Annotated in this window: 19 protein-coding genes; 18 read left to right on the forward strand and 1 reads right to left on the reverse strand. The window is 52.8% G+C overall.

Features of this window, described 5'->3' with window-relative positions:
- Window positions 1-101: 101 nt before the first annotated feature.
- The 9 genes from CRP01_RS03875 (at window position 102) to CRP01_RS03915 (ending at window position 7,591) form a co-directional block, all read left to right on the forward strand.
- A complete protein-coding gene (locus CRP01_RS03875; protein ID WP_099148690.1) occupies window positions 102-674 on the forward strand; it encodes a pentapeptide repeat-containing protein in 573 nt (190 codons plus the stop codon).
- A gap of 60 nt (window positions 675-734) precedes the next feature.
- On the forward strand, window positions 735-1,277 hold the full coding sequence (locus tag CRP01_RS03880) for an inorganic diphosphatase (RefSeq protein ID WP_099148691.1): 543 nt from the start codon (window positions 735-737) through the stop codon (window positions 1,275-1,277).
- 357 nt (window positions 1,278-1,634) lie between these two features.
- A complete protein-coding gene (locus tag CRP01_RS03885) occupies window positions 1,635-2,759 on the forward strand; it encodes an acyl-CoA dehydrogenase family protein (protein ID WP_099148692.1) in 1,125 nt (374 codons plus the stop codon).
- A 305-nt stretch (window positions 2,760-3,064) separates the two neighbouring features.
- Complete coding sequence (locus tag CRP01_RS03890; protein ID WP_170110207.1) at window positions 3,065-4,189, forward strand: helix-turn-helix domain-containing protein; 1,125 nt, start codon at window positions 3,065-3,067, stop codon at window positions 4,187-4,189.
- Window positions 4,190-4,326: 137 nt separating this feature from the next.
- Window positions 4,327-4,887, forward strand: a complete 561-nt coding sequence (locus CRP01_RS03895; protein WP_143473256.1) for a hypothetical protein — start codon at window positions 4,327-4,329, stop codon at window positions 4,885-4,887.
- A 1-nt stretch (window position 4,888) separates the two neighbouring features.
- On the forward strand, window positions 4,889-5,917 hold the full coding sequence (locus CRP01_RS03900) for an alpha/beta fold hydrolase (protein WP_170110208.1): 1,029 nt from the start codon (window positions 4,889-4,891) through the stop codon (window positions 5,915-5,917).
- A 63-nt stretch (window positions 5,918-5,980) separates the two neighbouring features.
- Window positions 5,981-6,535 carry a hypothetical protein gene (locus tag CRP01_RS03905; protein WP_099148696.1) on the forward strand — a complete coding sequence of 185 codons (555 nt, stop codon included), beginning with the start codon at window positions 5,981-5,983 and terminating at the stop codon, window positions 6,533-6,535.
- A gap of 87 nt (window positions 6,536-6,622) precedes the next feature.
- Entirely contained in the window at window positions 6,623-6,973 is a 351-nt protein-coding gene (locus tag CRP01_RS03910) for a TfoX/Sxy family protein (protein WP_099148697.1), read from the forward strand.
- 180 nt (window positions 6,974-7,153) lie between these two features.
- Window positions 7,154-7,591 (forward strand): hypothetical protein, encoded by a 438-nt coding sequence (locus tag CRP01_RS03915; RefSeq protein ID WP_099148698.1) that lies wholly within the window; start codon window positions 7,154-7,156, stop codon window positions 7,589-7,591.
- Window positions 7,592-7,596: 5 nt separating this feature from the next.
- Here CRP01_RS03915 and CRP01_RS03920 read toward each other — a convergent pair whose 3' ends face one another.
- Window positions 7,597-8,313, reverse strand: coding sequence for a hypothetical protein (locus tag CRP01_RS03920; RefSeq protein ID WP_143473257.1), 717 nt, complete (start codon window positions 8,311-8,313; stop codon window positions 7,597-7,599).
- Between the two features lie 219 nt (window positions 8,314-8,532).
- Here CRP01_RS03920 and CRP01_RS03925 point away from each other — a divergent pair, with 219 nt between their 5' ends.
- The 9 genes from CRP01_RS03925 to CRP01_RS03965 all read left to right on the forward strand — a co-directional run bounded on the left by CRP01_RS03925 (window position 8,533) and on the right by CRP01_RS03965 (window position 19,998).
- Window positions 8,533-10,044 (forward strand): hypothetical protein, encoded by a 1,512-nt coding sequence (locus CRP01_RS03925; RefSeq protein ID WP_099148700.1) that lies wholly within the window; start codon window positions 8,533-8,535, stop codon window positions 10,042-10,044.
- Complete coding sequence (locus CRP01_RS03930; protein WP_099148701.1) at window positions 10,041-10,841, forward strand: creatininase family protein; 801 nt, start codon at window positions 10,041-10,043, stop codon at window positions 10,839-10,841. The genes CRP01_RS03925 and CRP01_RS03930 overlap by 4 nt, the downstream gene beginning before the upstream one ends.
- A 688-nt stretch (window positions 10,842-11,529) precedes the next feature.
- Window positions 11,530-12,834 carry an enolase C-terminal domain-like protein gene (locus tag CRP01_RS03935; protein WP_099148702.1) on the forward strand — a complete coding sequence of 435 codons (1,305 nt, stop codon included), beginning with the start codon at window positions 11,530-11,532 and terminating at the stop codon, window positions 12,832-12,834.
- A gap of 209 nt (window positions 12,835-13,043) precedes the next feature.
- Window positions 13,044-13,610, forward strand: a complete 567-nt coding sequence (locus CRP01_RS03940) for a pyridoxamine 5'-phosphate oxidase family protein (protein ID WP_099148703.1) — start codon at window positions 13,044-13,046, stop codon at window positions 13,608-13,610.
- A 23-nt stretch (window positions 13,611-13,633) separates the two neighbouring features.
- Complete coding sequence (locus CRP01_RS03945; protein ID WP_099148704.1) at window positions 13,634-13,939, forward strand: DUF1330 domain-containing protein; 306 nt, start codon at window positions 13,634-13,636, stop codon at window positions 13,937-13,939.
- 135 nt (window positions 13,940-14,074) lie between these two features.
- Complete coding sequence (locus CRP01_RS03950) at window positions 14,075-14,905, forward strand: DUF6503 family protein (RefSeq protein ID WP_099148705.1); 831 nt, start codon at window positions 14,075-14,077, stop codon at window positions 14,903-14,905.
- A 71-nt stretch (window positions 14,906-14,976) separates the two neighbouring features.
- Window positions 14,977-15,942, forward strand: a complete 966-nt coding sequence (locus CRP01_RS03955) for a ligand-gated ion channel (RefSeq protein WP_099148706.1) — start codon at window positions 14,977-14,979, stop codon at window positions 15,940-15,942.
- A 211-nt stretch (window positions 15,943-16,153) separates the two neighbouring features.
- Window positions 16,154-18,892, forward strand: coding sequence for a TonB-dependent receptor (locus tag CRP01_RS03960; protein WP_170110209.1), 2,739 nt, complete (start codon window positions 16,154-16,156; stop codon window positions 18,890-18,892).
- On the forward strand, window positions 18,889-19,998 hold the full coding sequence (locus CRP01_RS03965) for a DUF4249 family protein (RefSeq protein ID WP_099148708.1): 1,110 nt from the start codon (window positions 18,889-18,891) through the stop codon (window positions 19,996-19,998). Before CRP01_RS03960 ends, CRP01_RS03965 begins: the two co-directional genes overlap by 4 nt.
- Window positions 19,999-20,001 lie beyond the last annotated feature (3 nt).

Raw genomic sequence — 20,001 nt, forward strand, 5'->3', positions numbered from 1 at the left:
TTACGTCAGTATACTGCTTAAGGTGCGTACTTTCTGGAAAAGATGCAACTAAGCCCTATTTTGGCGGCTCAAATTGTATAAACACCCAAAGATCAGACCCGATGGACCATAAATACCAGGAAAACGAAACCTTCACCGGCGTGGATTTTGCGGAGCGGGCGCCGGATGCCGATGCTTACGAGGACTGCACTTTCCAAAACTGTAATTTTTCCAATGTAGATCTGAGCGGACTGAAATTCTCCGCCTGCCGTTTCGAAAGCTGCGATCTGAGTATGGCCACGCTGGGAGAAACGGCATTGCAGGAAGTTGAGTTTAGCAATTGCAAACTAATGGGCCTTCGCTTCGATGAGTGCCGTACTTTTCTTTTGGGCTTTCAGTTTACGGATTGCGTGCTGAATTTTTCGTCGTTCTATAATCTAAAGATCCCGAACACCAGCTTTCAGGCCTGCTCACTGGTAGAAGTGGAATTCATCGGCGCGGATCTGAGCGGCGCCGTTTTTGACGAATGCGACCTGAGCGGCGCGGTTTTCGAAAACACCGTACTGGAACGGGCCGATTTCCGCCTGGCGAGCCATTTTTCGATCGACCCGGAATTAAATCGGATCGGTCGGGCCAAATTTTCTTCCACAGGGTTGGCCGGCTTGCTGGAAAAGTATAATCTTGTGATCGAATAGTTTTCAGCGCCCGGATCCGGGCCACAGAAAACGTATACCGAAGAACTGAATAGGAATACCATGATCTTAGACCCGCAAAATCCCTGGCACAAAGTACCGGTCGGCAAAGACGCCCCGGATATCGTTACAGCCATCATCGAGATCCCACAGAATACCCGCGCTAAATACGAGCTGGATAAAACCACCGGCATGCTCAAACTGGACCGCGTGCTGTACTCTTCCATGTATTATCCGGCCAATTATGGCTTTATCCCCCGCACTTACTGCGACGACAAGGACCCGCTGGATATCGTAGTGCTCTCCCAGATCACGGTAGTCCCCATGTGTCTGATCTCCGCAAAAGTGATCGGCGTAATGCGCATGCTGGACGGCGGTGAACTGGACGACAAGATCATCGCCGTGGCCGATAATGATATGAGTGTAAACCACATGAATGACATCAGCGAGCTGCCGGAACACTTCTTCAACGAACTCCGGAATTTCTTTGAGGACTATAAAAAACTGGAACACAAAACGGTGCAGGTAGAGCAATTTCAGAATGCCGAACTGGCCCGCGAGATCGTCACCAAAAGCATGGAGGACTATCTCGAACTGATCAAATAGGATCTCTGTTGAAAAGGATCAAAGGTTTGTTCTACTCATCCCCATCCATGCACCATCAACCGTCAACCCTAAACCCTCAACCGTCAACCCTCAACCGTCCCCCGTCAACCCTCGACCGTCAACCCTCGACCGTCCACCATCCCCCATCCCCCACTCACAAAACCATCAACACACACACTCAAAGGGCCCAGCCAATCAATTGCCGTTTCTCCGCTCCCGCACCGCCCCTACCTTTGGGGAAACTTCAACTATCGGACCTGTCACATCGCCTTCCGGAAAAAAATTACCCGGAAAATTATCAGACGCTCTGGCGGAAAATGAGACTGGTCCGGTAGGTTAACATCAAAACTCACGACAATGAATGTATTACAAGCGGTTGAACCTACCTGGGAAGAATTGACGCACGAATTGGGAAAGGTTTTCGCCAAGCGGGCCGCTCAGACTGATCTCCAGGGCAAATTCGTATTTGCCAACTACGAAGAACTGAAAACCCACCGTTATTTTTCCGCCATGGTGCCTCTTGAATTCGGTGGTGGCGGTATGTCCTACGAAGAAATGTGCAACCTCATCCGGACGATGGCCCACTACTGCGGCTCCACGGCATTGGCTTTCTCCATGCACCAGCACCTGGTAGCGGCCACGGTCTGGAAATACAAAAATAAAGGCGAAGGCGCGGCGGTACTGCAAAAGATCGCCGATCAGCAACTCGTACTCGTCAGCACCGGTGCCCGGGACTGGCTGGGCTCTAACGGAGAGCTCGAACGGGTAGAGGGCGGCTATCTGTTTTCCGGCAAAAAGGCATTTGCCAGTCAGTCCATCGCCGGTGATATTGCCGTGACGAGCGCTCCCTACCTCAACGAGGATCAGGAATGGAAGGTATTGCACTTCTCCACGCCGATCAAGACCAAAGGCGTACAGGTACTGGACGACTGGGATGTGATGGGCATGCGGGCTACCGGTTCGCAGACCATCCAGTTCGATCGCGTATTTATCCCGGACTCGGCCATTGCGCTGACTCGGGATCAGGGTGAATTCCATCTGGTATGGAATGTCGTACTGGCCGTGGCCATGCCGCTGATCATGTCCGCCTACGTCGGTATTGCCGAAAAGGCGATGGAAATTGCCCTGAGTATCGGTAAAAAATATTACCGCAATCAGGACCACATGCCCTACCTGATCGGTAAGCTGAATAATACACTAGTAGGCACGCAGGCGCAGTGGGCAGCCATGTACGCCCTGACCAATAACTTCAATTTTAAACCGCAGGAGGCAATGTCCATGCAGATCCTCAGTCTGAAGACCAATGTGGCGGATGGCTGTATCAAGGTCGTGTCGGACGCCATGGAAGCGATCGGTGGCCAGAGCTTTTACCGGAAAAACACCCTGGAACGTTTGTTCCGAGATGTGCAGGCGGCTCAGTTCCATCCACTGCCCAAGTGGGATCAGTATGCCTTCACCGGTAAGCGGTTGCTCGAAAAATAGGTAGGAACCGTGCCCGGCGTGCGGTCTCGTTCAATGAAATATTCGGTAAGGGAAAGCGGCCCTGGCGGTCGTTCCCTTGCCGACACCCTAAAACCCTGTCGATCCGCAGAAAATATGAATGCGGATCCGATCTTCCCTGTAAACCCCTTATCATTCCCCGGTTGTGCCTCCCCGGAGAGTTCCCTGAAAATTTGTTCGGGGTGCTTTCCCCGGATAGCAGCAAATACTCTCCGCTGCACTTGAATGTGCAGGGTATATTTCTGTACCTTTGGTGTTTCAACCCGAGGTGCAATCTTATGGATGATATGATGAACACAATTGTCTGGGCCGCGATTATTCAGGGGCTTTTGCTGGGCATTGTGTACAGTTCCTCCAAAAAATACAACGCTTTCGCCAATCGCCTGCTGGGCGCTTTTTTGTTCACCCTGGTAGCGGAAGCACTGACTATTTTCCTGCCTTTCGAAAGTATCGGTGGATATCCGCTTACCGGATACTTCGCATTGCCGGAGGTCAAGTTATTCTTTCCACTTTTATTCGTCCATTTCGTTCTGGAAAAGGTAGGGCAGTCCGGTCACTACCGTCCTTTTTTGCGTATTCACTACTACCTGGCTTTTGCGGTCGCCGGCCTCACGGCGGTCAATTTACTGGTTTTCTTTTTTACCGGATCTCCGCTGCGGACATTCACCGGGAGCAGATTGCTGACGGTCATTTTTATGAGTCAGCAGGTTTATGCCTTCGGGCTGAGTATAGTCGCCCTGCTTATTTCCATCCGGGCGACCCGGCATTACCGGGAACGGGTCAAAAATGAATATTCCGATTTTACGATGTTGGAGATCAACTGGCTCTGGCAGTTCATTTTTATCATTATTCCCATCATTCTGCTTTGGGGAGGAGAACTGATCCGGATCGCGCTCGGCGGAGAAGGTGGCGAATCCGACCTGGTGATGATCAACTGGGGGCTGCTGGTTATTTTTATCTATTTCGTCAGTTATAAGGCCTTCCGCCACCAGAACCTGTTTGAAGGAAGTGATGCGGGAACGACTCCCGCTCCGGACACCGCAGTAAAATCCGAAGAAGAGAATGACGATTACGATCGGTGGGGAGAGCGGCTGAAACAAAATATGGAAAGCGAAAAACACTATCTGGACCACGACCTCACCATCCACGAACTGGCTCGAAAACTCTCCATTTCTCCCCGGCTGATCTCTACCTGTATCAATCGCTATTTCGGCTGCAATTTTTCGGAATGGATCAACAACTACCGCGTGGACGAAGCGCTGCGACGCCTGGAGGATCCGGAAAATGCCCATCTTTCCATCGAGGGGATCGGCCTGGATTCCGGTTTCAAATCCCGCTCGGCTATGTATACGGCTTTCAAGAAGAAGACCGGCCGCACGCCCGGACATTTCCGACAGGTGGAGGTGTCCTGAAAGCTGTATCCGGTACAACTACAACTTTACCAGCCCTGATATTCCCCCTAATTTTGGATCTGTAATCGCCTGAGCTCCACGGCAGTTTATCGCTTTCCGGGAGCAATGGGTACCCACTGTAATTAAAAGGTTTAAAAATGATGAGATCCATGTATTTCGTCCTGTTCTGTATCCTGGTCGCCGGACCGGGGCAGGGGAGGGCCCAAAAACAAATTAATCTGGGCGCCGGATATTTCGGTGCCGGCCGGTCCGCTCCCGGACTGGTGCTGGCGCTGGAACTGGAACCCTTTCAAAGTGAATCTTTCTCTTCTCCCACCCGCCTCAATCTGGGCTATTTTAAAGATCCGGATTACGGTGTAGCTTTTCTCGATCTGCACAAAGGTTTCCGCAAGTATTTTCGTTCCGGCCTTTACCTGGAGCAATCGGTTGGGGTCGGTCTGATGGCCACCTATTACGATGTGGACAATCTGTATTACTTCGACCGTTACCGGAATTCGATCCGCTTTAAGGAAGGGGCGAATATCAGTGTAATGCCCTCCGTCGAACTGGGGATCGGCTATCTGCTGGGAGATACCCAAACGTCCCAGAACCGGATCTGGATCCGCCCCAGAATTTACTGGAACCTGGGATTCCGCAACTTGGCTTTCCCCTACGCGGCCATTCAGGCCGGATTTTCTCACACCCTAAATGCCCGATAAGATGAAAACCCACTCGCTGTTATTACTCCTTTGCGCCCTGATTTTCGGGGCCTGCAACAAGTCCGAATTCCTGACCGAAGGAGATTATTTCCACCTGGACCACAACGGTGCCAAACTGCCCGTCTGGGTGAAAGGCAATGTAGATTCCGGAGTGTTTATCATTACGGTGCACGGAGGCCCCGGTGATTCCGGTCACGAATTTCCGCTGTCCAAAGGTTTTAAATACCTGGAGGAGGATTACGCCGTAGTGTACTGGGATCAGCGGTTTTCCGGATTGAGCCAGGGAGATCCCGATGATTCCAACATCACCCCTGAATTATTCATCGAAGACACCGAAAAGGTGGTGGAACTGATCCGGCACCGCTACGGGGATCCCACCCTGTTTATGCTGGGGCACAGTTGGGGTGGCCAGTTGTCAGCCGGTTACCTGGGCCGCGACGATCACGATCAGCTCTTCAACGGCTGGATCGATCTCGACGGCTCCATTTATGGAGCGCTGGAAGCCCAGATCATGAAAGACTGGATCCTGGAACAGGTACCCGGCAAACTGAACGAGGAAGGATCGGACAAGGCCTTCTGGCAGTTTGTGCTGGATTGGTATGAGGCCCATCCGGCACCGGATAACTACACCGATCAGGAGCCTTATTTTTTTGCCGATGCCCTGGACGGATACGCCTACGATTGGGAGAGAACCCAGGAACTGAATCCCGTGCCCTACCATGAACTGATCTTCAGCTCCATGTTCTCGCTGGCCTATTACGTATCGGGCCTGACCACCGATCAGAGTTGGGCGGACGATCTCAATTTTACCCCCGAATTGGCACAGATCACGATTCCGTCCCTATTGCTCTGGGGAAAGAACGACGGTGCCGTGCCCGCGGCGGTAGGGGACTACGTATACGAACACCTGGCGACCCCGATTGCGGATAAACGCCTGGTAAAAATTGACGAATGTTCCCACGCTCCGCACTACGATCAGCCGGAGATCTTTTACCAGCAGGTCGTGGAATTTGTCGAGCAATACCAGTAAGTGCGGAAAAGGAATGGCGATATACAGCCATCCGTTGATTTATCACCAAGAAAAAAAATAAAAATGAAATATGCTTATATGACGGCGCTGTTGTTCAGTTGCCTGCTTACCCATCTGTCGGCCCAATCCAATCTAAAGGCCGGTGTTGCTTACTTCGGACACACCCTGACCCATCCGGGGGGCGTACTGGAACTAGAACTGGAGCGGGAATTCAGCGAGCGGGCGAGCTTGCCGTTCCGGATCGATCTCGGATATTACCGGCACGCCCGTAATCACGACGGTCTTTTTCTGGATGCCCACATCGGATTGCGTCAGTACGCCCGTTCCGGTTTCTTCTGGGAAGAAAGTATTGGCATCGGCATCCTGCAGACCATGCTCAACGGAGAGGATGGCGTCTTTGAAGTGGGAGAGGACGGCACGGTCCGGCGGGGTTCGGTTTTCAACCAGCCGGATCTGATGCCTTCGGTCACGCTGGGCCTGGGGTGGGATCTGACCCACCGCCAGGATCGCAAGACCCTGCTCTGGCTGCGGCCTAAGCTGTACTGGCAATATCCGCAAAAACTGGTTTCGGTCTACCATGTAGCGGTCCAGGCCGGGTTCAGCTGGCAGTTGCGGTAGGCTTTGCTTTGTGTTGAGGATGGTTATTTCGGACCGGTCATTTACCGGTAATAGTCCTTATCTTTGGTCAACCTCAACCCAAAAATTATGGCAGTAGACCTCTATCTGATAGACCGGATGCGCCGCATACTGGAGTCCCGTCTGGTAGCCTGGTACGAAAAAAAGATGTTTGGTGGCCGGTGCTTTATGGTCGATGAAAAAATGTGCTTTGTAGCCCGCCGGAATGGCGGGCTCATGGTACGTATCGATCCGGCGGAAAGTGAAGCGCTGCTGACCAGGGAGGGCGCTTCCCAGATGGTGCACGGCAATCGCACCATGAGCGGATTTCTCTATCTTACCCCCGAGGCTTGTGCTGAGGACGCGGAACTGGAGTTTTGGCTGGACAAATGTCTGGAATACAATCCCCGTGCCCGGGCCAGCAAGAAGAAAAAGCGGTGACATCATCCGGGTTTGCCGGTGCATCTTCAATTATTCCGGATGGACCATACCGGCTGTCTTTATTTGGCCTACAGGGGCTACACTTTTTTTGGTTAATAAAGCATTAAGGGTGAGATCCTGCACCGGGACTTACCAAGAAAAAATTAGCTTTATCCCTTATTAAACCAAAGACGCTCTTTCATGAAAAAGAAAACCTCGTTATTGACACTGTTGTTTTTGACCATTCTATTTTCCCGTAATCTCCACGCCCAGTTCGGCTTCAGTTATCACGAATCGGCCTTGCCTTTTGTGGGGATCAATTACGAAGCCGGGAATCGGCTGCTGACCGAATTTCGGCTCTCGACGAATATCTACCTGGGAGATCTGGCGATTGAAGGTATTGCTGCGTTGAAACTGGGCCGCAGCGAGGAGTTGGATCCCTACGTGGGTCTGGGCATCCGTCTGGCTCCGGACGAAGATGAAAGTGCCATTGTAATTCCGGTCGGCATCAATGTATATCCCTTTCCGCGAAAGACTTTCGGTTTTCATCTGGAATTTACACCGCTTATCCGTGGTGAAGATTTTGGTAACAATATTATCAGAGGGAGTTGGGGTGTCCGCTATCGTTTTGAAAAATAGACCCGCTACACGGTGAGGTCCTTTAGGATCAATTCGTAATTCAGCTGCAGGGCCCTTTCCAGGCTGTAGGAAAACTGGATCTGGCCTTTCAGGTCATTAACGATGGTACGGGTGACGGTTTTACTGTCGTGATTATTCTGGAAAAGATTTTTTACAATATCGATGGCATCGGTCAGCGACCGCTGGGTTTCGGCCTGCAGGCCGTAGAGCCCGTGCAGTTTGAAGGCCGTTTCGGTATCCACGAGGTGAAGCACATCCATCAGTTTGGTATTTTCCCAGGCAATATTGGAAATGCTCATGTAACGCAGGTTCAGATTCAGACTCCCGTCGTATTCGTACAGACTATCGCGGTAGGGCTTTTTTTCCTCGATGTCGATGAACCAGCCGTGCTCCTGCAGAAAGTGATCCATCTGACCGGTACCGGCTACCATATTCAGGTCCTCGTTGAGCAGTTTGCCGAAGGCCGAAACCGCCCGCATCAGGCTATCCAGGTGGCCCACGTGCTCCTTCAGCTTACCTTCATTTTTCCGGATCTCCTGGCGGACATTGTCCATGGCGACCGTCATGCGCTCGCGTTCGCGCTGATGCTCGTAATAATTGCCGAGCGAGAACGCCAGCCAGACGCCGAGCAGCGTACTGATGAAGGCCATCAGGTGATTGGGCCAGTCGATACGTGCGGTAAAACGGCCCAGGGCCTGGTTCATTTTTTTGAATACACTCATGATCTGCGGGTATTGGTACGGAACGGAAAGCTGCCAATAAAGCACCTCCATAAGCTCGACAGGCCTGAACATCTGAATACGCATTGAGGCCCTGCCAAACTTTAATTTAAAAATTCTCCCCAAAAGCGTGACTATTTTTTGACGGGTAGTCTAATGCTAACGACCAATTTAAAAATGGAATGGTCGTTTAAGGTTATACAACATCAAACGCATTAGAAAATGACCGATATCAGCGCATTGCTCGTTTTAAAACAATTGTCCGTTCACAAGCTCACCGTCGAGAAAAAACGGGTGAAAGCGACCTATACCGTTCAGAAAATGGACGGCACGGAAGTAAGCAATGAATTGATCTATTCCTACGAGCAGGCGTTCTTTGACCCCGCCGCTGCCGCTGATATCAACCTGGCGTCGATGATGGTGGCCCAGGTTGCCCTCAACTACGGTCTGTTTTTTGAGACCATCGTATTTGACGGCCTATACGAGGAAGCCGATAAACGCTTTCTGCTCGACATGCTGGAAAATACTTCCCGTGAGATCTACGTCAATAAGTTCCTCCATCCGAACGAATTCCTGCGGCCGCCCTTCGATCAGCTGGAAGCCCGGCAGATGAAGGAGTACACCGGAGCAAAGGTTATCTTTCAGAATACGCAGTACTCCGGTATGAAAGTGAAAGCAGAGCCGGTAGTAACGGCCCCGGACCAGTACGCCATTCTAAGCAGCGGCGGCAAAGATAGCCTGCTGACCTACGGACTGGTCAAAGAGTTCGGTGAAGCGCATCCGGTGTTCATCAATGAATCCGGCCGGCACTGGTTTACGGCGGTCAATGCCCACAAATATTACAGAGAGCACGAACCCAATACCGTCAAACCCTGGTGCAACAGCGACCGGATCTTCAACTGGATGGTCCGGCAAATGCCCTTTATCCGCGAGGATTACGCTTCGGTGCGGGCCGACATCTATCCGATCCGCCTGTGGACGGTAGCGGTCTTCCTCTTCGGTGTACTGCCGGTGGTCCGCAAGCGCGGCATCGGCAATGTGCTGATCGGCAATGAATATGATACCACGGTCAAGTCCAATTTTCAGGGCATCACCCACTACAATGCTCTTTACGATCAGAGCAAATATTTCGATAATGCCCTGACCCGCTATTACAGCAAAAAAGGCTGGAATATCCGCCAGTATTCCGCCTTGCGCAGCCTGTCGGAATTGCTGATCCTCAAAGTACTGGTCAAACGCTACCCGGAACTGCAGCGGGAACAGGTCTCCTGCCACGCTGCCCACGAACGGGACGGCCGGATGTACCCCTGCGGCAATTGCGAAAAATGCCGTCGCATTATCGGTATGCTCAAGGCCCTGGACGAAGATCCGCGGCGTTGCGGCTATACCGACGAGCAGATCCAGCGGGCACTGAAAGCCCTGGAAGCCAAAAGCGTGAAACAGATCGGATCGGATGCAGCCCATCTGTATTACCTGCTGCTGAACAAAGGACTGATCGCCAGTAACGAACGCACCCGGAAACTGGCAAAGGCCCACCCGGAGATCCTGCAACTGCGCTTTGATCAGGAACGCAGCAAAATAGCGGACCTGCCGGCGGGCGTACGGGCACCCCTTTTCCGCATCCTGGAAGAATACGCTCAGGATGCGGTCAGACTGGAACACGGTAAGCCCCAGCCCCTGACCATTGATCCCGAATTTTTACAACAAGCCTACTTTTTAGAAAAACAATCATGAACGAAAATAAACAAGGAGCCGGTTTCCTCTGGGAGTTGATGACCTGGCCCGAAATTGAAGCCTATCTCCAGACCATGGATACGGCCATTCTGCCCTGTGGTGCCATTGAACAGCACGGCCCCCACCTGCCGGTGGATATCGATTATTTCGATGCGCGTTATCTGGCCCACCAGGTAGCGGCGGCCTGTGCGGATCCGAAACCACTGGTACTGCCGTCCATTCCGTTCGGCGTTTCCTATCACCACGAGGACTTCAAAGGGACCATTAGTGTTTCCAATGATGCCCTGTCCCGCTTTGTGTACGATATCGGGATGTCTCTGGCTAAGAACGGGATCAAAAAGCTGATCATCCTCAACGGCCACGGAGACAACGCTCCAACCCTGAGCTATGCCGCACAGATGATCAACCGGGATGCCCATATCTTCGTCTGCGTGGATACCGGTGAAACCAGTGACGTGGACCTCTACGACCTGATCGAAACGCCCAACGATATTCACGCCGGAGAGATCGAGACCAGTACCACCCTGGCCATCCGGCCGGAAATGGTGCAGATGGACAAGGCCCGCGATGCCACGCTTTCCTTCGGCAGCAAATATCTGGATTACGATTCCGACCGTGGAGTGAGCTGGTACGTGCGCACCAGTAAGATCTCGGAAAGTGGCGTACTGGGTGACCCGACCAAAGCTACCGTAGAAAAGGGAGAAAAAATGTGGGAACTGATGGTTCGCCACCTCGTTCGCTTCGTAGAGTCAGTAAAGAATACTCCACTGGAAGACCTTTACCAGAAACGGTATTAAAACTGCCTTTTGCTCATGGATTGATGGCTGGGCGGTTCTATTGCCTGCACCGAACTCCATGAATGCTACAGTATGTATCTAAATGATAAGGTGCATCACCCCGTTCTATTTTCTGCCCGAAGGGAGGAAAATAAATAGAGCTACAGGGTAGTGTTCTATTGGTAAAGTACGGGTCGGTGCGCTACACCACCTTTGGGATAAAAATCGCCCCGAATTTTATAAAAGGCGGTGTATGACCTCAGAGCGGTTGAATATTCGTAAAATTTAGCATGGATAAGCGTTTCCCTACCTCCCTGAGGTCGAAACCAGCATTTCGACTATTTTTCTACGAATGTATAACCTCTACGAGGTCATTTTTGAGTCCTGAAAAAATTCAGGATGAATCATGCGAATCAGGAGTTAAACTTGGAATCAATGTGCCTTTTGGCACAAAATCTAGGTAGCAAAATGACCATTTTCCGGCTTAGCGTGCCGTAGGTACGCCATGTAAAACCATATTGCGTACCTACGGCACGCTGAACCTCCAGAATTATTGGACGGGCTACCTATAGCTCGTCCCTACGGGACTTTTAACCCCTGATTCGCATCAATCATGTTATACGTTGACCAGAAAGGTAAGATCGAGCCACTACTAAGGGGTACAATTGCCCTTACGCGTCATAGGAAAGAACATCCAAAATCCGCACCTATGACCACCAGTACGCAAACGACCCGTCGCCAGTTCCTGCAGCGATTCACCCAGGCTTCCGCCCTGGCTTTTCTTCCCTGGGAGACCCGCTGGCTTTTCACCGAGCACGCCGCCGATCCGGATACCATCATCGAAGCCGTGGAGATCGTCCGCATTGCCGGACCGTACACCAGTAAGCCGGGTGTAAACCGCCAGTACCAGTCCCAACCGGCCCATCTCTATCCTGATCTCCGGCCCGCGCCCTACCGGGACCGCGAAAATCCCGTGGAAACGGAGGGACAGATCCGGCACGATTACCTGCGTATTCGCACCAAAGGCGGACTGGAGGGACTGTACGGCTATCTCGATCCGGAAACCATCCAGCCCATCATCGCCCAGATGCGGAATTTCCTGATCGGTAAAAACGCCCTGGCGGTCGAGATGATCTGGGACCAGTTGTACCGGCGAAACCGTCACGCCCGTTCCGGCCATTACATGATGGCCCTCAGTGCCGTGGATAATGCACTCTGGGATCTGCGGGGCCGTTATTTCGAAGCGCCCGTCTACCAGTTGCTGGGTGGCGCTACCCGGGAGGAAGTGCGTGTGTACGGAAGTTGCCTGGGCTATACGGTAGAAAAAGGAAAGGCCGGCCCCAAAGCCAAGGAATTATACGATCAGGGATTCCTGCATCAGAAGTGGTTTATGGCCTACGGGCCGGGCAGCGGCAATGCCGGACTGCAGCACAGTATCGAGCTGGTAGCGGAACTGCGGGAAGCGGTAGGTTTTACGGGCGAGCTGATGTTCGATGCCTTTAACGCCTGGGACCTATCCTTCGCCAAGGCCTGGGCCAAAGCGGTGGAACCCTATCGCCCCTACTGGATCGAGGAGGCCTTTAGTACTGAGCGATTGGAAAGTTTTATTCAACTCAGCCAGAGTACCTCCGTGCCGGTAGCCACCGGGGAGCACTTTTACAATCGCTGGGAAGTACTCAACTACCTGAAGTCGGGCGCGATCCAGATCGTACAGGCGGATCCGGAGTGGTGCGGTGGCGTCAGTGAATTGGTGAAGATCTGTCATCTCGCGTCCACCTTTGGTGCCAAGGTCTTTCCGCACGGGCACAACATCCACGCCGCGCTGCACGTGGTGGCCAGCCAGTCGCCGGAAGTCTGCCCGCTGGTGGAATACCTGATCAACCACGTCGGCTACAAATTGCATTTCCAAAAAGATCCGCTGCTGACGGATAACGGTATCCTGCCGCTGCCGACGGCGCCGGGTTTTGGGATTGTACTGGACCAGGATAAAATTGAGGAAACCACCATTTTGTAGATAAGCGCCGGTCAATTTCTGTTCAGCTAGAGGCCCGGATCGGGAAATTTGCCGAAAGGCGGGTTAAAGTCTCATTCTGCGGAACCCTTTTTCCGCTTGGGGTTGTTAGCAGTAGAATTAATACTCAAATTGCACACCTAAAAAGCAAGCGGTAATTTCCCGTTTCCACTGCAAGCCGGAACCTGCTGTTGCTCTAAAACCGACTGAACATGGGCAAAAGATTAGACCACATCCGCCAAGATCTTCAGGAATTCATCCAAAAACAGAAAATATTCTTCGTAGCCACCGCCGCCGATGAAGGCCGTGTCAATCTATCCCCCAAGGGGACGGACAGCTTTCGCATTCTGGGACCGAATCGCGTCATGTGGCTCAATCTGACGGGTAGCGGTAACGAAACGGCCGCCCACCTGCTGAACAATAACCGGATCACGGTCATGTTTTGCGCCTTTGAAGGCAAACCGCTCATCCTGCGCCTGTACGGAACGGCCCGCGCCTACCACGAACAGGATGAAGCCTGGAAAGAGTACATCGGCCTGTTCCCCGCCATGACCGGTGCCCGCCAGCTCTTCGATATCGAGGTGGATTTGGTGCAAACCTCCTGTGGGATGGCCGTACCCTATATGGACTACGTGGAAGAACGGAATATGCTCAACGATTGGGCGGATAAGCGAGGGCGGGAAGGCGTCCGCGAATACTGGGAGCAGAAAAATCAGCTTAGCCTGGATGGACAACCGACGGGTATTTTTAGTCACCAGGCGGCCGATCGGGAATCCTGATCCCGTCGGCAAAACCTACCCTTATGATCTATCTTACCCAGCTGATCTACATTTATCCGGGGCGGGAAGCTATCCTGGATGAATTCGAAGCCCGGGCGATCCCGCTGATCGCTCACTACAACGGAAAACTCGAATTTCGAATCCGGCCGGATGCAGCTTCGGTCATCGAAGCGGGAGGAGAAGTACCCTATGAGGTCCACCTGGTCAGCTTCCCTTCGGATGCGGATTTTCAGCGCTTCGTGCAGGATAAGACCCGGCAGCAATTTCTGCATTTAAAAGAACAGGCCATCCGGACCAGTTTGCTGGTTAAAGGACAGTTGGTCGGGTAGGGGAAAAGAGCCGAAATGTCCTGGCGGCGTTACTTCAGGGCATTTTTTACCGGAGTTTGCTGCGAATTCAGCGATCGGTCACAACTATTGTTGCCCGGTCCGCTGTTCATTAGCGTAAAGCAAACACCCTGAACTATGAAGTCTCCATACTTTTCTTTTTTGTTTCTACTGGCCTTCGCGGCCTGTAATTCCTCCGCCGATAGCGCGCAGACAGCAAACGCAGACGATGCGTCTAACGCCAATCCCGGCAAAGCGCTGGTACGGGAAATGGTGGCGGCCATGGGCGGCCTGGATAAATGGCACTCCCTGCAGGATATCGAGTATACTTATACCTACCGGAATCCGGCTACGGGCCGGCAGGACGTTTCCACCGAGCGCTACGTTTACGACGGTGAATTGTCCTGGGCCCGATACACGGAGCACACCCAGTCGCTGATGCCCGATCAGCCGGGCGAGGTGATCCAGGGATTCGACGGCGAAACGGCCTGGCTGACCTACAAAGATTCTCTGATGACGGAGCCCCAATACGTGAACCGGGCGATGTTCTCCCGGAAAACGAACTTCTACTGGCTCAATATGATGTACAAATTGCTGGACCCCGGTGTGCATTACGAGCAGATGGAAGACCAGACCCTGCGAGGCAATAATTATCACCGCGTCAAGATCACTTTTGGTGACAATGTGGGCGATGCCCAGGATATCTACCTCCTCTACATCAATCCGGATACCAAACTGGTGGATTATTTCCTCTTCACCGTCATGGCCTACGGGCGTAGCGAACCGTTGCTGACGGAGGTGACTTACGAAACGATCGACGGACTGAAATTTCCGGCGATGCGTCGTTATGCTCCCGCCGACTGGGAGGGAACCGTAGCGGCGGATGCCAACTGGATGGAGGCCATTGTGCGGGATATCAAGACCAATTCCGGCTTCGAAACGGCGATGTTTGATCCCCCGGCTTCCTAAAGCCCGGCGGGCCTGCATTCGGCCGGTAAAACGGTCTCCAATATCTGACGGATTTTTTTTAGCTTCAGGCCATGAAGCTGACCCTTATCCTGTCTAAGATCCTTTTCCTGTGGATACTGCTGCTGCCGGCTCGTACGGGCCTGGCCCAGCCCCAGGAAGTACGTACCGGAATTTACCTGATCAACGTCTACGATCTGGACATCAATCAGCATTCCTATTACGTGGATTGCTACATCTGGTTCAAATGGAAAGGGGAACTGGATCCGATGAATATCGAGTTCGTCAACGCCGTGGAGAAATGGGGCGCTACGGTGGTCCCGTTCTACGAAGAGCCGCAAGTACTGGAAGACGGTTATTTCTACAACGGTATGCGCTACGAGGGCCGCTTTTACCACGCCTTTGATCTGGAGCGATTCCCGTTGGATCAGCACGCGCTGGATGTGCAGATCGAGAATATAGATTATTCCCAGGACTCGCTGGTGTACGTGGCGGAAGAGAACCCCACCTACGTTCGCGAAGACCTGGTCCTGCCGGGCTGGACTATTTTGGGCACCGAGGTGGAGAACCGGACCCACCGCTACCCGATCAATTTCGGCGAGACCGGAAAACCGGAAGCCATCTTCAGCAATTTCGTATTCGAGCTGCAATTGCGCCGGCCCTTCAATTATTTCCTGCTTAAACTGCTGTTGCCGCTCCTGATCGTGATCTGTGTCAGTCTGGGTGCATTGCTGATCAATCCGGTAAGCATCGACGCCCGGATCTCCCTGCCGATCGGTGGCCTATTGTCCGCCGTATTCCTGCAACAATCTTACAGTTCTGCACTTCCCGATGTCGGATACATGGTCCTGATGGACAAGATCTATCTGCTGGTATATGCCCTGATCGCGGCAATCCTGCTGCGCGTGGTCCTGATGGGCAACCGGGTCATCATCCGGAAAGAAGCGCTGGATATTGAGCAGGTACGCAAAAGCGACCGTCGGCGGATCGTGATCCTGACGGTTTTGCTGATTGCGGGGATCGGGCTGTTGCTGCTCTGATAGACCGGCCGTTGGTATTCGGTAGGTAAGTGGGTGCGATCGTTTTTGGGAAAGTACCCTTAAAGCTTTCCTTCTCAGACTCCTGTCGTCTAAATTGCCGACCCCGATAGTGGTAATTTGGGAATTTAAACTAACTTTACTAAGTCCTGCTTCCGCAGTTCGGAAGCGGCTTGCCGCCGCTCTGATGTTCCGGCCGGAAACCGGAAAGAAAATGAAAAACCAACCTATGCACCCTATTTACAAGTTATTGATAATTGGGGCTCTTCTGATGTCCAGTGTATTGCTCCCCGCCCAAAACCTGGAAGATCTCAAGATAACCGCTACTTTTGAAGCTACTCCCACCGCTGAGGTACTAAGTACCATTCAGGCAACCCATCCCGTGGCTTTTTACTTCCGGTCGGAGGATCTGCCGTCCGCGCCGGTGAGCATTACCTTTCAGGAAACTCCGCTTCCGGAGGTGATGAATCGCTTGCTGGCCCCCGGCGGGCTGGAATACCTGATCTATCGGGATTACGGTATTGTGATCTTTCCCGCAAATTACCTGACCGCAAATTATACCGCCGATTTCTATCAGGCCCTGGACCAGCAGTTGTCCGGTGGTGCGGACCCGGGCAATCAGGATCCGGACCGGACCATCGGTAGCCTGGAGACCATGCGGCCGTCCGGACGGGCCCGGATCAGCGGGCAGATCCTGGACAATCAGACCGAAGAACCCATTATCGGCGCTACCTTGTTCTTTACCGATATCAATGCCGGTACGGCTACGGATGTGGACGGCAATTTTCAGATCGAAGTCCCCAGCGGACGCCACGATCTGAGTATTGAATACGTAGGGTATCAGAAGATCATCGAATCCGTAGCCGTGCTGGGGGATGGTGAATTACGGGTCCGTTTGGAAAAAGAAGCGGTCAATCTGGAGGAAGTGCTGGTAAAAGCCGAAGCGCTCGACGTCAACGTGGAAAGCACCCAGATCGGGGTAGAGCAGCTGGATGTAAAATCCATTAATAAATTACCCAGTTTCCTGGGGGAGGTCGATGTAGTCAAAAGCCTGCTCCTACAGCCCGGGGTAAGCACCATCGGAGAAGGAGCCATCGGCTTCAACGTTCGGGGTGGAGAAGTGGATCAGAACCTCATTATGCAGGATGACGGCATGCTGTTCAGCTCTTCGCACGCGCTTGGATTTTTCAGCTCTTTCAATACGGAACTGATCAGTTTCGTGACTCTCTATAAGGGCAACCTGCCGGCGCAGTTCGGCGGACGCCTGGCCTCGGTACTGAATGTGGAGATGCGCGACGGTAGTTTCCGGGATTATCGCCTCAAAGGCGGAGTGGGCCTGGTATCCACGAAGGTGAGTTTTGAAGGGCCGGTCGTTAAGGAAAAAAGTTCTTTTATCACGGGCTTCCGGAGCAGCTATTCGGATTGGGTACTGAATTTTGTAAAACTACCCGAAATCCGCCGGAGTTCCGCCAAGTTTTACGATCTCAATTTTCGCTACACCCACCGGCTGGATGAGAAAAACACCCTCTCGCTGGCGGCCTACTCCTCCCACGACCGCTTTACCTACAACGAGCTTTTCGGTTTCGACTACAATACCCTGATGGGTCAGGCGATCTACAAAAAGATCTTTTCGGACGATCTCTTTTCCAAACTGTCCTTTACCGCCAGTCGTTACGAAAGCACCCAGCTGGACCTGGACGGCGCAGATGCTTCCGAACTGGACAACAATATTACTTACTACAAGATCCGGGAACAACTGACCTATACGCCTTCGCGCGAATTGCAGTGGGACGCCGGCATTTCCTCCATCCTCTACCAGGTAGAACCCGGTGCGATCAGTCCGTTGGGCAATCTCTCCCAGGTCATTCCCGGTGAACTGGAAAAAGAACAGGGCCTGGAATCGGCGGCTTTCCTCAACGGCAACTGGACGCTGAGTCCGGCCTTTTCCATCTCCGGCGGTCTGCGTTTTGCGGCCTATCAGTTTCTCGGCCCGAAAACGGTATTTGAATACGCTGATCCGGAAAATCCCAGCGGGGAGAATGTCGTAACGACCACCCGCTACAATAACGGCAAAGTGATCGCGGCCTACACCAGCCTCGAGCCGCGCCTGTCCATGCGCTACCGCCTGGGCCCCAGCGCTTCGGTAAAAGCCGGATACAGCCGCACTTCCCAATTTATCAACCTGATCGCGAATACCAATACGCCGACTCCGAACAGTCTCTGGCAGTTAAGCACCGATTACATCCGCCCGCTGCGCTCCCACAACTTTTCTGTCGGTTATTTCAAGAATTTCGATAACAACAACTGGGAAACCTCCCTGGAGACTTACGGCCGCCTGATCGACGATCTGTTCGATTACAAGGACTTTGCCGATCTGACGATGAACGACCAGCTGGAAACAGAGTTACTGGGCGGTATCGGCCGGGCTTACGGTCTGGAAATGAGCGTGCGGAAGCGGGAAGGTATTGTCAACGGTTCGTTGAGTTATACGTTGTCCCGGACCGAAAGGCAGGTGGAGGGGATCAACGAAGGCAACTGGTTTCCCAGCAACTTTGACAAGCCGCACGATTTGAGCATGGTCTTTAATTTTCAGCCCAACCAGCGCTATACCCTGACTTTCAACTTTATTTACGGTACCGGTCGGCCCACAACAGCACCGATCGGTTCGTACGTGGAGGTGAACGATCTGGTGGTGCCGATCTACTCGGATCGCAATCAGCTACGGGTACCCGATTATCACCGGCTGGATCTGGCCTTTACCATGGGACAGAGCCATAAAGTGAACAAAAAGGTCAAGACGAGCTGGACCATTTCGCTTTATAACATATACGGTCGGGCCAATGCCTTTTCGGTATTTTTCACCCAGCGGCCATTCAATACCCCCCGGGCCAATAAACTATCGGTGCTGGGCAATGTATTCCCGGCCCTGACCTTCAATTTTGAAACGATATGAGGGCGATGCAAGGGAGTGGGAACAGGGGTAGCTGGTGGATACTGCTGCTGGGCGCCTTACTGTTAGTGGCCGGTTGCCTGAGTGAAATAGACCTGGAAGTACCCGAAGCTGCTGATACCAGCATCGCCATCCGGGGCCGCCTGAACGTTGGAGAAATGCCCCGGGTGTCTATCCGGATCACGGATCTGGCCGGATTTAATGCCTCCAGTATTCCCCAGCCGGTTTCGGGAGCCTCCGTGGTGCTGATCGATGAATTTGACCGCGGTGTGGATGTGCCTATGGTTCGCCCCGGTATCTACGAGCTGGATCTGTCAACGGGTACCTCCGGCGTGGAAGTGCGTCCGGGTAGGGCCTACCGTTTATCGGTTTCCACCGCAGCGGGTGAAAATTTTGTGTCGGATTTCGAAACCCTGTACCCGGCGCCCGAGCCCGCAGAATTGCGCTACATCAGTACCCGGCGGGATGTGCTCAATGAGGTGAATAATATAGTGAACCGGGAATTTGTCCGCTTTTTGCTGACCACTCCGGTTGTGGCGGCGGGAAGCAACGATCGATCCTATCTCAAATGGGAATTTACCGGCACCTACAAATTTCCGGAATCCGTAGTGGCGAGCCCATTTCCTCCCGGTGCCAGAACCTGTTACATAACGGAGCGACTGCAGTTGGAGGATGTGGTAACGTTTGACGGCAGCCGGATCGACGGCAATGTACTACGGGATTTCTTTATACTGGAAGAACCTTTTGACTATCGCTTTTCGAATGGATTCTACCTGACGGTGCGGCAGCAGTCGTTGAGTGAACGCGCTTTCCGGTACTGGCAGGAAGTGGGGAAAGTGGTAGACTTATCCGGCAATTTTTTTGAAACGCCACCGGGAAAGGTCAAGGGGAATTTTCAAAATGTAGACGAGCCGGAAAAAGAAGTGTTCGGCTTTTTCTATGCCTACAGCGAAACCATCGTACGGCTGTATGTAGATCCGGGGAATGAACCGCCGATGCCCTTTTGTCCGCTGACGACAGCCAGTATCTCCAGTGTGGATACAACCTGTCTGAATTGTTTACTGCGGTCAGGGAGTACCCTGATCCGTCCGGCATTCTGGGAAGAATAAATG

Source organism: Flavilitoribacter nigricans DSM 23189 = NBRC 102662 (assembly GCF_002646595.1).
Taxonomy (GTDB): Bacteria; Bacteroidota; Bacteroidia; order Chitinophagales; family Saprospiraceae; genus Flavilitoribacter; species Flavilitoribacter nigricans.